Origin of the sequence: Massilia atriviolacea (assembly GCF_003953935.1) — a bacterium.
In the GTDB taxonomy this organism is placed as follows: Bacteria; Pseudomonadota; Gammaproteobacteria; order Burkholderiales; family Burkholderiaceae_D; genus Telluria_A; species Telluria_A atriviolacea.
Map to the genome: position 1 here is coordinate 440,762 of NZ_RXLQ01000004.1, position 13,409 is coordinate 454,170.

Below are 13,409 nucleotides of genomic sequence, written 5' to 3' on the forward strand. Positions count from 1 at the left end.
GTGATTTAACGCTGCGATGCGCGCTGTGCGCTCACCATATGCAGTGCGGTGCGGATGGCCTGCTCCATGCTGCCGCAGTCGGCCCGTCCCAGTCCGGCGGCGGCCAGGTCGAGCGCGGTGCCGTGGTCGACCGAGGTGCGGATCAGCGGCAGGCCGAGCGTGATGTTGACGCCGCGCCCGAAGGTGGCGAACTTGAGCACCGGCAGGCCCTGGTCGTGGTACATGGCGAGCACGCAGTCGGCGTGCGCCAGGTACTTGGGCTGGAACAGGGTATCGGCCGGATACGGCCCGCGCGCGTCGATGCCGCGTGCGCGCGCATCGTCCAGCGCCGGCGTAATGGTGTCGATTTCCTCGCGCCCCAGGTAGCCGTTCTCGCCCGCGTGCGGATTGAGGCCGGTGACCAGGATGCGCGGCGCGGCAATGCCGAACTTGGTCTTCAGGTCGGTGTGGATGATGTCGATCACCCGCCCCAGGCCTGCGCGCGTGATGGCCGCCGACACGTCCTTGAGCGGCAGGTGGGTGGTGGCCAGCGCCACCCGCAGCGGCATGGGTTCCAGCGCGTCATCGGCGGTGTCGCCGGCCAGCATCATCACCACCTGCGCGGTGGCGGTCTGCTCGGCCAGGTATTCGGTATGGCCCGAAAAGGCCACGCCGGCGTCGTTGATGGTGCTCTTTTGCAGGGGCGCGGTGACCATGGCGTCGAACCAGCCGGCGCGCGCGCCTTCGACCGCCAGGTCGAGCGTGGCCAGCACCGCGCGGCCGTTGGCCGGATCGAGCACGCCCGGCACCACATGGGCGCCCAGCGGCACGTCGATGACGGCGATGCGCGCGGGGCCGAACTGCGGCAGGCCGCCGTTGCGCAGCGCCTGCACCGACAGCGCGGCCAGCTGGATCGTCGGATCGATCAGGCTGGCGGTGAGCGCCAAAAAGGCGGCGTCGCCGAGCAGCACGCAGTTGACCTGCGCGCGCATGGCCCAGGCGGCGCGGATCGCGATTTCCGGGCCGATCCCGGCCGGTTCGCCCGTGGTGATGGCGATCGCCGGCCGTGTGCTTGCCTGCCGCATGCGCTTATTTGTTCTCGTCGCGGAATTCGACGTAGGCGCGGTCGCGCACCTGGCGCGCCCAGTCTTCGGTCGCTTCTTCGAGCTTGCGGTCGCGGATCACCTGGCGCGCCGCCATGCGCACGCGTTCCTTGTTCTGGTCGTCGCTCTTGCGCTCCATGACTTCGATCAGGTGGAAGCCGTACGGCGTTTCGATGACGTCGCTCACTTCGCCCGGTTTCAGGGTGGCCATGGCGGTTTCGAATTCGGGCACGGTGTCGCCCGGGTACAGCCAACCGAGGTCGCCGCCCTTGCTGGCCGAGCCGTCGTTGGAGAACAGGCGCGCCAGTTCCTCGAACTTGGCGGCCTTGTTGTCGAGGCGTTCCTTCAGTTCGACCAGCTTGCGCTTGGCGTCGGCCGCCGTCATGGTCGGGCTGACCTTGAGCAGGATGTGGCGCGCGCGCGTCTGCTGCACCGGCGCCGGGCCGCTGGCGTCGGCCAGGTTGCGCTTGTCGACCATTTTCAGGATGTGGAAACCGGTGGTGCTTTTCAGGACCGGCGTGACCTGGCCGGCCTTGAGCTTGGACAGCGCGTCGGCGAACAGCGGCGGCAGGCGGTCCAGCGCGCGCCAGCCGATTTCGCCGCCCTTGAGCGCATCGCTCGAATCGGAGTAGGTGGCGGCGATCTTGGCGAAGTCGCCGCCGGTGCGCAGCTGGCGCATCACGTCGTCGGCCCGCGCGCGGCGCGCGGCGATCTGCTCGGGCGAGGCGTTTTCGGGAATGCGCACCATGATCTGCGACAGGTTCATCTCGACCTTGTCGGCGGCGGCGGCTTTTTCGGCGGCCAGGTAGGTGTCGACTTCGGCGTCGGAAATCTGGATCTTGTTGTCGACTTCATGCTCGCGCAGGCGCTGCATCATGATCTCGCTGCGGATCTCTTCGCGGAAGGCGGCAAAGGTGGTGCCGCTCTTTTCCATCTGGTTGCGCATCTCCTGCACCGACATCTTCTGCTGCTCGGCGATGCGGCCGATGGCGCGGTCGAGCATGGTGTCGTCGACGCGCACGCCCATCTCCTTGGCCAGCTGCATCTGGGCGCGTTCGACGATCATGCGCTCGATGACCTGGCGCTGCAGGTCGGCCGCTTCCGGCACGGGCGCGTTCTGCGCCTTCATGGCGCCTTCGACGGCGCGCACGCGGGCGGCGATTTCGTTGCGGGTGATGACTTCATCGTTGACCACCACGGCGATCGAATCGATGACGTTGGCCGAGGCCGACGCCGGCGGCAGGAAGCCGCTCGACGGCTTGGCCGCGGCCGGCCTGGCCGGCGTCGCCTGCGCGGCCGCCTGGCCGGCGGTCAGGGCGCACAGCAGGGCGGCGGCGATCTTGAGTTGGTGCAGACGGACATTACGCATAATCTGGGAAGCACTTATATTCAGTTGAATGAAAAAAACCGACGTCCCGCTCAGCGGCCCGAGCCCTGGTTCAGTCTCGTGTAGCCTGGGACGCTCTTGTAAAACGATTCGAGCGGGCTGCCCAAACCGAGCTTGGACAAGCCGTTCAGCTCCAGCTGGAAGAAGATCGGCGTCGAGGTATTGCGCGTGGTGGTCACGAAGCGCTGTCCCCCCATGCGGAACACCCAGCAGTCGGCCTGGTATTCGAGTCCGACCAGGCTCTCGACGACCTTGTGTTCGAGTACCGAATACGTCACCCGGCCCACACCATACCAGCGTTTCGACAGCGGCCACTGGGAAGATACCATCGCATTCTTGACGACGTCGCGCAAATAGCGGTATTCGGCGTTGATGACCTTCTTCTCGCCCGGCTGCCATTGCACGCCGTAGTTCTGCGTGACCACGCTGCTGGCGCTGGCATTGTATTGCACGGCGCTGTCGAAGCTCCATTTGTCCGAAATCCGGCCCGAGGCGGCCAGCAGCACGTCGGAACGGCTTTCCGTGCGCGGCGTGTTGGCCAGCTGCACGCGCTGCTCGTTCAGGTAGAAGCGCTGCCCCAGCACCAGGCGCAGGCGCTCGGCGCCGTTGGTTTCCAGGAAGCGCGAGACCACGGCCGCCGTCACCTGGTTGGCGTCCGACACGCGGTCGTTGCCGATGAAGCGGTTTTCGTTGAAGATCTGGGCCAGGTTGAAGGTCGCTTCGAAGGTATCGAAGTTGGGGAACTTGCTCTGGTCCTTGTACGGCGTGTACACGTAGAACAGGCGCGGCTCCAAGGTCTGGGTCATCTTGCGCCCGGTCAGCTTGGCATCGCGTTCGAACACCAGCCCGCTGTCGAGCGAGAAGGTGGGCAAGGCGCGCGTGAGCGTGCGCGGGGCGTCGACGACGGTCTTTTCGAGCTCGTAGGCGCTGGCGTGCAGCATCAGCTTGGGCGTCACAAAATAGCCGGGACGCACGATCGGATAACTGAGCTGCGACAGCACCACCGCCCGGTTGCCGGTCGGCAGGTCGGGATGCGAGAAGCGCGTGATTTCCGAGTCGACCGCCCAGTCGAAGCCCTTGACGTCGTAGCGGCCGGCGTGGAACAGCAGTTCCGGCAAGCGGTCGTAGGGGCGCGGCACGGTGCGGCTCGGATCGGTCGCCGAGACCGGGTCCTGCAGCACCTGGTAGCTCTGCACGCGGGCCGACATATTCCAGTACCTGGCGCGGTAATCGGTGCGGATTTCGCGCACCAGCTGGCGTTCCGCGCTGGTCGAGATCGACTGCGAAAAGTCGCTCGGATAATTATCGTCCGAAGCCGCCTTCAGGTTCCAGCCGTAGGACCAGCCCGGCCCGATGGCCTGGGTGTGCTGGGAATCGAGGCGCCAGCGGTCGGTCTTGGTGACTTTGTCGTTGAGCAGGAATTCGCCGTGGGTCTGGCCCGAATAGCCGCCGTACTCGTTCTCGCCCAGGTAGCGCCCGGTGCCGCCCAGCTGCAGGCCGCGGTCGAGCATCCAGCGCGGATAGACGGTCAGGTCGCGGTTCGGCGCGATATTGAAATAATACGGTTGCAAAATCTCGGCCCGGCCCTTGGAGCGGAACCCGATGGTCGGCGGCAGCCAGCCCGAGCGGCGCGCGCCCGACAGCGAGAACGACAGCGCCGGCGCGCCGATGATCGGCACGCCCTTGAAATAGATGACCGTCTTGCCGGCCACGCCGACGTCGCGCCCTGCATCGAGGCGCAGGGTGTTCGACTTGAGGTACCAGTCCGGCAGCAGGCCTTCGCAGGTGGTGTAGGTGCCGTCGGTGACGATGGCCTCGTCTTCGCTGATGAAATCGACGCGCCTGGCCGCGCCCTGCGCGTTATTGAGCTGCATGCGGTACTCGGGATGCAGCACCCAGCCCTTGCCCGACGACAGGTTCAGCTGCAACTCATCGCCCTTGTAGATATCGCCGAAGCGTTCCATCCAGACATTGCCGTTGGCGGTGACTTCATTCTCGACGTTCCTGAAGCAGGCGCGGTCGGCTTTCATCCGGGTCTGACCCCGGGTCAGTTCGACATCGCGCTCGAGAACGAGTTCGCGTTCGGGGCGGCCGCTGAACTCTTCCGCGCGCACGGTGACGGGCAGGTTGGGATCGTCGTTACGGTCGCGTGGCGGGGCGTTCTGGACGGTCTGGGCGTGCAAGGGCACCGCGGTGGCGGTGACGAGCGCCGTCAGGGCGTAGGCCCAACGCTGCGAGGGGAGAGCTGCCGGTTTTTTCAAGCTCATGAAATGACGTGTGCAAACACCATGGCAGGCGATTTTTTGAGTTTAATCCCTTATTATATGGGAATCTTCATCTTCAATCGGATTCTCAGGCTGCAACATGTCCTCATCGCTTACCACCACCCCCGCAACATCGTCGGACACCCGCCTGACGCAGCTCACCGCCTGGCTCGCCACGCTCGGCCTGGTCGAGGTCGAATCGTGCCGGCCGGCCTCGGCCGACGCCAGCTTCCGCCGCTACTTCCGGCTCGACGTCGCCCCCGCACTGCGCGCCAGACTGGGCGAGACCCTGGTCGCCATGGATGCCCCGCCCGAGCGCGAAAACGTGCCGGCCTTCATCCACGTGCAAGGCTTGCTGCTGGAAGCCGGCGTGAGCGTGCCCGCCATCGTGGCGCAGGACGTGGCCAACGGCTTCCTGCTGCTGTCCGACCTCGGCACCACCACCTACCTGCAGCGCCTCGACATCGACAACGCGCCCTTCATGTATTCGGACGCGGTCGACGCGCTGATCAAGTTCCAGCTGACCAGCGCACCGGGCGTGCTGCCCGACTACGACCGCGCCTTCATCGAGCGCGAGCTGAAGCTGTTCCCTGAATGGTTCGTCGGCAAGCACCTGGGCGTGACCATGACGGACGCCCAGACGGCCACCCTGAACAAGGTGTTCGAGGCGATCATCGCCAACAACCTGGCGCAGCAACAAGTCTTCATGCACCGCGATTTCCATTCGCGCAACCTGATGTTCATGGACCAGGGCAATCCGGGCGTGCTCGACTTCCAGGATGCCGTGTTCGGCCCGGTCACCTACGACCTGGCCTCGCTGCTGCGCGACGCCTACGTGCAGTGGGACGAAGAAATCGTGCTCGACTGGGTGGTGCGTTACTGGCAGCGCGCCAAGGCGGTCGGGCTGCCGGTCAATCCGGACATCGACGCCTTTTACCAGGACTTCGAATTCATGGCCCTGCAGCGCCACCTGAAAATCCTCGGCCTGTTCTGCCGCCTGAACTACCGCGACGGCAAGAGCGCCTACCTGGGCGACCTGCCGACCGTGGCGGACTACGTGCGCAAGACCTGCAACCGCTACATCGCCCTCAAGCCGCTGGCGCGCCTGCTCGACACCTTCGAGGACAAGGCGCCGCAAGTGGGCTACACCTTCTGATGCGGAGCCCATCATGAAAGCCATGATCCTGGCCGCCGGCCGCGGCGAACGCATGCGGCCCCTGACGGACGACTGCCCCAAGCCGCTGCTGAAGGTGCGCGGCCGCCCGCTGATCGTCTGGCACATCCTGAACCTGGTACGCGCCGGCATCACCGAGATCGTCATCAACCACGCCTGGATGGGCGAGACGATCGAGCGCGAACTGGGCGACGGCGGCAAGTACGGCGCGCGCATCGTCTACTCGCCCGAAACGGTGGCGCTGGAAACGGCCGGCGGCATCGCCAACGCGCTGCACCTGCTGGGCGAGGAACCGTTCCTGGTGCTCTCGGCCGACATCTACTGTCCCTACTTCGATTTTGCGCAGGTCGCCGACGTGCTGGTCGACGACGACATGTGGGGCAATCCCTACCCGCCCGACAAGCGCGACGCCTGCTGGATCTACCTGACCCCGAATCCCTTCCACAACCCGGAGGGCGACTTCGGCCTGACCATGTACCAGGTGGCCAACCACGGCGAGCCGAAGTGGAATTTCTCGAACATCGGCGTGTACCGGCCCGAGATGTTCAAGGCCATCGCCCCGGGCACGCATGCGCGCCTGGGGACCCTGATCCGCCAGTACGCGGACCTGGGCCGGGTGGGCGGCGAAATCTACCAGGGCGACTGGGTCAATGTGGGCACGGTGGCGCAGCTGGAAGAACTGAACGCGCCGCTGGGCGCGCGCAAGGCGCAGGCATGAACACGGCGCCTTGCAGCACGCCATTTGCGGCGCGGCGCGCGCGCCTGTGCGCCGCCATGCAGCCGGGCGCGGTGGCGATCCTGCCGACCGCGCCCGAAGTGCAGCGCAACAGCGACACCGACTACCTTTACCGGCACGACAGCTATTTCTACTACCTGACCGGCTTCACGGAACCGGACAGCGTGCTGGTGCTGGTGGCCGCCCACGGCGCCAGGCCGGCGCAAGCGATCCTGTTCTGCCGCCAGAAGAACATGGAGCGCGAAATCTGGGAGGGCTTCCGCCACGGCCCGGAAGGCGCGCGCGCCGCCTTCGGCTTCGACACGGCGTTCGCGATCGAGGAGCTCGACGCCGAAATGGCGCGCCTGCTGGCCGACGCGCCGGCCGCCTACTACGCGCTCGGCCACAGCGCGGCGCTCGACATGCAAATGAAGAACTGGCTGCTGGCGGTACGGCGCCAGGCGCGCGCCGGCGTGACCGCGCCGGCGGTGGCGCACGACCTGCTGGCGATGCTCGACGAGATGCGCCTGTTCAAGGACGACGCCGAGCAGGCCACCATGCTGCGCGCGGCGACCATCTCGGGCGTCGCCCACGCGCGCGCGATGATGGCGGCCCGGCCGGGCATGTTCGAATACGAGCTCGAAGCCGAACTGCTGCACGAATTTCGCCGCAACGGCGCCCAGTATCCGGCCTATACGCCGATCGTGGCGGCCGGCGCGAACGCCTGCGTGCTGCACTACAACGTCAACAGCGCGCAGACGCGCGACGGCGACCTGGTGCTGATCGACGCCGGCTGCGAACTCGATAGCTACGCCGCCGACATCACCCGCACCTTTCCCGTCAACGGCCGTTTCAGCGCGCCGCAGCGGGCGCTGTACGAGCTGGTACTGGCGGCGCAGAACGCCGCGCTGGCGGCGGTGCGGCCGGGGCGCAAGTACAGCGACATCCACGACGCCGCCACGCGCGTGCTGGCGCAGGGCATGCTCGACCTGGGCTTGCTGTCCAGGGACAAATTCGGCAGCGCCGAGGACGCGATCGCCGAACGCGCGCACCAGCAGTTCTACATGCACGGCACCGGCCACTGGCTGGGGCTCGACGTGCACGACGCCGGCGCCTACCGCGACGTGCATGCCGAAGGCAAGCCATCGCGCCCGCTGCAGCCGGGCATGGCGCTGACGGTCGAACCGGGCATCTACGTGCGCCCGGCCGAAGGCGTGCCGGAACAGTACTGGCACATCGGCATCCGCATCGAAGACGATGTGCTGGTGACGCAGGACGGCCACACCATCCTGAGCGCGTCCGCGCCCAAGCTGGCCGACGATATCGAACAACTGATGCGACCCTGATGGACAAGACACCTAGCAAGTTTGACGTGGCAATCTGCGGCGCCGGCCCGGTCGGCCTGGCGCTGGCCGCCCTGCTGGCGCGGCGCGGCATGGACAGCGCGCGCATCGGCCTGGTCGACGCCAGGGCGCTCGGCACGGCGCTGACCGACCCGCGTTCGATCGCGCTGTCCTACGGCAGCCGCATGCTGCTGGAAGAGATCGGCGCCTGGCCGCTGCCGGCCACCGCCATCCACCAGGTGCACGTATCGCGCCGCGGCCATTTCGGGCGCAGCCTGATCGACCGCGGCGAACACGAGGTCGAGGCGCTCGGCTACGTGGCGCGCTATGGCGACCTGGTGGCGGCGCTGGCGGGGGCGTGCGAGCGCGCCGGCGTGGCGGCGCTGCGGCCGGTGCGGGTGAGCGGCCACAGCGAGCAGGCCGACAGCGTCGCGCTCGCGCTCGACGACGGACGCACGCTGGAAGCGGCGGTGGTGGTGCAGGCCGAAGGCGGCGTGTTCGGCGAACAGGATGCGCGCGCGCGCGCGCACGATTACCGGCAGACGGCGCTGATCGCGCGCGTGAGCACCAGCGCGCCGGTCGCGCATCGCGCGTACGAACGGTTTACCGAGGAAGGCCCGCTGGCCATGCTGCCGCAGGACGGCGCCGACGGCCATCAGTACGCGCTGGTGTGGTGCGTGCGGCCCGAGCGCGCGCAGGCGCTGCTGGCGCTGGACGACGCGCAGTTCCTGGCGCAGCTGGGCGAGGCGTTCGGCCAGCGTCTGGGGCGGATGAGCGCGACCGGCGCGCGCATCGCGTATCGGCTCGGCCTGAATGCCGAACCGGGTACGACGGCGCGCACGGTGGCCATCGGGAACGCGGCGCAGACCCTGCATCCGGTGGCGGGACAGGGCCTGAACCTCGGCCTGCGCGATGCGGCGGTACTGGCGCGCCTGCTGGCGCGCGATGCCGGTCCGGCGGCGCTGGCCGCGTTCGCGCGCGAGCGCCAGGCGGACCGCAAGCTGGTGGTGGAACTGACCGACACCATGGCGCGCGCCTTTGCGCACCGGGGGCCGGGCCAGGCGCTGCTGGGCTTGTCGCTGGGATTACTCGATACCTTCACCCCGGCGAAGAACCTGCTGGGCGAGTGGATGATGTTCGGGCGGCGCTGAGCGCCAGGCGATCGCTTGAGAACCGTGGTTCCCGCGCAGGCGGGAGCGACGGTTACCTGACCGGAAATAGAGGCAAGTCCTGGCCGCCAAGAATACATCGGTGCCTGGGCGAGTACGACACGTAAGCACACAGGTTCAGAATTCTTCCCAGTCGTCCGTCTTGGCGGTGCTGGCCAACTGCTTCTTCACCGGCGCGCGCAGCACCGGCTTCGGGGCCGGCCTGGCCGCCACCTGCCGCGGCGCGGCCGACGCCGCCGCCGCGCCCGCGCCGGCGCTCAGCTTGAACACGCTGACCACCTCGGCCAGCTGGCGCGCCTGGTCCTGCATCGCTTCCGACGCCGCCGCCGCTTCTTCCACCAGCGCCGCATTCTGCTGCGTCACCTGATCCATCTGCGTCACCGCCTGGTTGATCTGGTCGATCCCCAGGGTCTGCTCCTGGCTGGCCGCCGCGATATCGCCCATGATGTCGGTCACGCGGCGGATGCTCTGGACGATATCGTCCATCGTGCTACCCGCCTCGTTCACCAGCCGGCTGCCCGCTTCGACCTGCTCGACCGAGCTGCCGATCAGGCCCTTGATCTCCTTGGCCGCCTGCGCCGAGCGTTGCGCCAGGTTGCGCACTTCGCTCGCCACCACCGCAAAGCCGCGTCCCTGCTCGCCGGCGCGCGCCGCTTCCACGGCCGCGTTCAAGGCCAGGATATTGGTCTGGAACGCAATGCCGTCGATCACGCCGATGATGTCGACGATCTTGTTGCTGGCCTCATTGATGCGGCCCATCGTATCGACCACGTTGCCGATCACGTTGCCGCCCTTGGTGGCCACCTCCGACGCCGTCTCGGCCAGGGTGCTGGCCTGGCGCGCGTTGTCGGCGCTCGCCTTCACAGTGGAAGTCAGTTCTTCCATCGAGGAGGCGGTTTCCTCCAGCGAGCTGGCCTGCTCCTCGGTGCGGCTCGACAGGTCCTGGTTGCCGGCCGCGATTTCGGACGAGGCCACCGAAATCGTATCGGTGCCGCTGCGCACCCGGCTCACCACTTCCACCAGGCTGTCGTTCATCTTTTGCAGCGCCACCAGCAGCTGGCCGATTTCGTCGTGCGAGTCGATCCGGATGGTGTCGGTCAGGTTGCCGGAGGCGATGTTGTTGGCGAAGCGCAGCGCTTCGGCGATCGAGCGCGAGATGCCGCGAATCAGCGCGGTCCCGGTCAGCAGGCCGATGACGACGCTGAACACGATCAGGCCGATGGCCAATGCACGCGCCGTCTCGAAGCGTGCCGTGGCCTGCTGGTACTCGGTCTTGCCGACGCTGAGCTGGTAGACCACCAGGTCGTGCATGTTCTCGCGCACCGGCAGGAAGTGCTGCTTGAGCGGGCCTTGCACCAGCGCGACGGCGGCCGCCGCGTCCTTGGCCTTGAACGCGACCAGTGTCGGCCTGATCCCCTGCGCCACGAAAGTTTCCCTGCTGGCCGCGAACTTGGCGGCGAGCGTCTTTTCCTCCGCCGTCAGGTAGGTTTCCATGTACTTGCCCCAGAGCGCGGTGATGCTCTGCACGCGCTGCTCGACCTCGCTGCTGGCCGCAGGCATGCCGGCCGGGTCGCCGCTGACCGCCATCGCCAGCGTGTTCTGGTTTTGCTGGATCAGCGTCAGCACTTCGGCCAGCATCCCGGCCGCCACCAGGCGGTCCTCGTACACCGTCTTGAGCGAGGCATTGGTCACGCTCAGGTTGCGCAAGCCGATCAATCCGATCGCCAGCGAAACCGCGCTGAGGACACCGATGACAAAAATAAGCCGTGCCTTGATCGTCACGTTTTTAAACATGGTCCTTGACCTTTCAGTTGTCTTTGCCGGGCAGGCGGGATGCGACACGAAAATACTGTCTCCAAAGAAATATACCGAACTTGGATAGCGAGTTAAATGGCGCAATACCAACATGGGACAAATTCAGCGCGTCTTGTGTTTGTGACGCGACAAGCGAAACAGCAATATTGTCTGCTTGCATCCGCTGATGTCGCCACGCGTCACCCTGAGCGCGATTCCGGCAATTTTTCATGTTTTTATGCAACTTGTATGCTAAGGTCGGAGGCAGTCCCGTCCCTGCGGCCACGATCATGCTCGACACCCTGCCCTGCACCCTCTCCCTGCGCCTGCTCGACAACGCGCTCGATGCCATCGTCGTCATCGATGAAGATGGCGCCATTCGCTACCAGAACGGCGCGATGCAGGCGCTGTCGGGCTACGCCTGCGGGGAAGCGCTGGGCCAGCCGCTGGCCGGGCTGTTGCCGGCCGCGATGGCGGAACAGCACCACCGCTACGTGCGCGCCTACCTGGACAGCTGCAAGGAATCGACGGTGCTCGGCCAGGTGCGCGAATTCGCGATCCGCCACCGCACCGGCGAAATGGTCCCGATCGGGATGAAGGCGATCGACCTGGGCATCCATGAGGGCAAGCGCTACTTCGGCGCCTTCCTGGAAGACCTGCGCGCGCGGCGGCGCATGCAAGCCGAACGCGAAGCGCTGCTGGCCCAGCTCGAAAAGCAGGCCCTGAGCGATGCGCTGACCGGCCTGCCCAACCGGCGCGCCTTCGATGCCGAGGCCGCGCTCACGTGCGCGCGGGCGGCCCGCAGCGGCGCGCTCACGTGCGTGGGCATCGCCGACATCGATTTTTTCAAGAAGGTCAACGACCGTTACGGCCACGCCGCCGGCGACGCGGTGCTGGCCTCGGTGGCGGGCCTGATCGGCCAGGCTTCGCGCGCCACCGATTTCGTCGCGCGCACCGGCGGCGAGGAATTCAGCCTGCTGTTTCCGGGAATCGGCAGCGACATTGCGCTGGTGGTGGCGGAGCGGATTCGCGCAGCGGTGGAGCGCGAACCGATCGTCACGCCCGACGGCCAGCAGGTGAGCGTGACGATCAGCATCGGGCTGGCGCAACTGGCGCCCGGTGCGCCGTTCGCCGAGGCGCTCGCGCGCGCCGATGCGGCCCTGTACGAGGCAAAAAACGGGGGACGCAACCTGGTCTGCGCGCGCTGAGCGCCGCAGGCATCGGTCCCCACGTTGAAGATCGTTACGCAAACGGCGCAGCCTTGTCCCTATTGCCGGCCGGCCTGCCGCGGCAAACCGTCTCGTTTCGCTGTCTCGTTTTGTCTCGTTTTGTCTCGTTTGAACCAATACCCGGCAGCGCTGTCCAAATGAGACAGAATGAGACAAAACGAGACAAAAATGGACAGTCAAACGAGACACTTTGCCGCAGCGGGCCTGCAGGCAAAAGACACAAAAAAGACACAACACTGGCGCGCTTGCTTGCCCACTTGCATGCGCGCGGCGGCACGATGTCGGTCGATGACGCCCTCGGCCTGGCTGTCGATGCCTGGCTGGCCGCCCAGACGGCCGGCGCGGCCGACAGGGAGGCCGACGGCTATCAGTGGAAGTGCCTGCTGTTACCGCACGGGACCCATCTGCGCATGCATGTCGACGGGCGCACCGAATACGCCACCGTCGTCGGCGACGCCGGCCGGCAGCATGGCCGCCGCGAAAGCGACAAGCTGGGTGAGGATTGCGCCTTCGATTGAGGCGGCTTCCCTCGCCGCGGCGCTCGCGTCACCCCCCGGCCGCCGAATTGTTTTTGCCCAAGCCAAAATTTTTCAAGCTATTTTTCGGCGCATGGGGCAAAAAATCGCATTTTTCAAGGCCTTGAAAACCCTTGGGCCCGCCTTTAGATTGGATTCAACGGATGCTCCACGGAGGTCCGTCAACTTATCGCTTAACTTCTAAAGGATATTTATCATGCGTACATTCGACCTTGCTCCCCTCTATCGTTCCGCTATCGGTTTCGACCGCCTGGCCCATCTGCTGGAATCGCAGCGCGCCGACGCGCAGCCCAGCTATCCGCCCTACAACATCGAACTGGTCAGCGAAGACAAGTACCGCATCGTGATGGCCCTGGCCGGCTTCGACCGTTCGGAAGTCGAGATCGTTACCGAGCGCGACAGCCTGCACGTCACCGGCCGCAAGCAGAAAGACGACAGCGAGCGCACCTTCCTGCACCGCGGCATCGCGGCGCGCGATTTCGAGCAGCGCTTCCAGCTGGCCAACCACGTCAAGGTCACCACGGCCTCGTTCGACAACGGCATGCTGACCATCGAACTGGTGCGTGAAGTGCCCGAGGCCCTCAAGCCGCGCCGCATCGTCATCGACGGTGGCGACAAGGTGCAGGTGCTGGAACAGCGCCAGGCTGCCTGACCCGGCCTGCCGGCCGGCGCGCTCCATGCCGGCCGCGCTAAAAAAAACGCCGCCCCGACAGGGC

11 protein-coding genes are annotated in these 13,409 nt (G+C 66.5%); 7 read left to right on the plus strand and 4 right to left on the minus strand.

The window, feature by feature from the left end:
* Nucleotides 1-5 precede the first annotated feature (5 nt).
* The 3 genes from pdxA to EJB06_RS10030 are packed head-to-tail and all read right to left on the minus strand — an operon-like array spanning nt 6 to nt 4,736.
* A complete protein-coding gene (pdxA, locus tag EJB06_RS10020) occupies nt 6-1,064 on the minus strand; it encodes a 4-hydroxythreonine-4-phosphate dehydrogenase PdxA (protein WP_126073852.1) in 1,059 nt (352 codons plus the stop codon).
* 4 nt (nt 1,065-1,068) lie between these two features.
* Nucleotides 1,069-2,451 (minus strand): peptidylprolyl isomerase, encoded by a 1,383-nt coding sequence (locus tag EJB06_RS10025; protein ID WP_126073853.1) that lies wholly within the window; start codon nt 2,449-2,451, stop codon nt 1,069-1,071.
* 50 nt (nt 2,452-2,501) lie between these two features.
* Complete coding sequence (locus EJB06_RS10030; RefSeq protein WP_126073854.1) at nt 2,502-4,736, minus strand: LPS-assembly protein LptD; 2,235 nt, start codon at nt 4,734-4,736, stop codon at nt 2,502-2,504.
* 97 nt (nt 4,737-4,833) lie between these two features.
* Here EJB06_RS10030 and EJB06_RS10035 point away from each other — a divergent pair, with 97 nt between their 5' ends.
* From EJB06_RS10035 to EJB06_RS10050, 4 genes are read left to right on the plus strand one after another with little or no spacing between them, the layout of a single operon-like run.
* Nucleotides 4,834-5,889, plus strand: a complete 1,056-nt coding sequence (locus EJB06_RS10035) for an aminoglycoside phosphotransferase family protein (RefSeq protein WP_126073855.1) — start codon at nt 4,834-4,836, stop codon at nt 5,887-5,889.
* Between the two features lie 13 nt (nt 5,890-5,902).
* The gene (gene murU / locus EJB06_RS10040; RefSeq protein ID WP_126073856.1) at nt 5,903-6,625 is read left to right on the plus strand and encodes an N-acetylmuramate alpha-1-phosphate uridylyltransferase MurU; all 723 of its coding nucleotides are present in this window, start codon (nt 5,903-5,905) and stop codon (nt 6,623-6,625) included.
* Nucleotides 6,622-7,968 carry a Xaa-Pro aminopeptidase gene (gene pepP / locus EJB06_RS10045; RefSeq protein WP_126073857.1) on the plus strand — a complete coding sequence of 449 codons (1,347 nt, stop codon included), beginning with the start codon at nt 6,622-6,624 and terminating at the stop codon, nt 7,966-7,968. The genes murU and pepP overlap by 4 nt, the downstream gene beginning before the upstream one ends.
* A complete protein-coding gene (locus EJB06_RS10050; protein WP_126073858.1) occupies nt 7,968-9,116 on the plus strand; it encodes an FAD-dependent monooxygenase in 1,149 nt (382 codons plus the stop codon). Before pepP ends, EJB06_RS10050 begins: the two co-directional genes overlap by 1 nt.
* 135 nt (nt 9,117-9,251) lie before the next feature.
* On the opposite strand, the gene EJB06_RS32970 is transcribed toward EJB06_RS10050, so the two are convergent.
* Nucleotides 9,252-10,928 carry a methyl-accepting chemotaxis protein gene (locus EJB06_RS32970; protein ID WP_126073859.1) on the minus strand — a complete coding sequence of 559 codons (1,677 nt, stop codon included), beginning with the start codon at nt 10,926-10,928 and terminating at the stop codon, nt 9,252-9,254.
* Between the two features lie 290 nt (nt 10,929-11,218).
* Here EJB06_RS32970 and EJB06_RS10060 point away from each other — a divergent pair, with 290 nt between their 5' ends.
* The 3 genes from EJB06_RS10060 (at nt 11,219) to EJB06_RS10070 (ending at nt 13,345) form a co-directional block, all read left to right on the plus strand.
* The gene (locus EJB06_RS10060) at nt 11,219-12,136 is read left to right on the plus strand and encodes a sensor domain-containing diguanylate cyclase (protein ID WP_164557884.1); all 918 of its coding nucleotides are present in this window, start codon (nt 11,219-11,221) and stop codon (nt 12,134-12,136) included.
* A gap of 266 nt (nt 12,137-12,402) precedes the next feature.
* On the plus strand, nt 12,403-12,675 hold the full coding sequence (locus tag EJB06_RS10065) for a hypothetical protein (RefSeq protein ID WP_126073861.1): 273 nt from the start codon (nt 12,403-12,405) through the stop codon (nt 12,673-12,675).
* A gap of 214 nt (nt 12,676-12,889) precedes the next feature.
* Entirely contained in the window at nt 12,890-13,345 is a 456-nt protein-coding gene (locus EJB06_RS10070) for an Hsp20 family protein (RefSeq protein ID WP_126073862.1), read from the plus strand.
* Nucleotides 13,346-13,409: the final 64 nt, after the last annotated feature.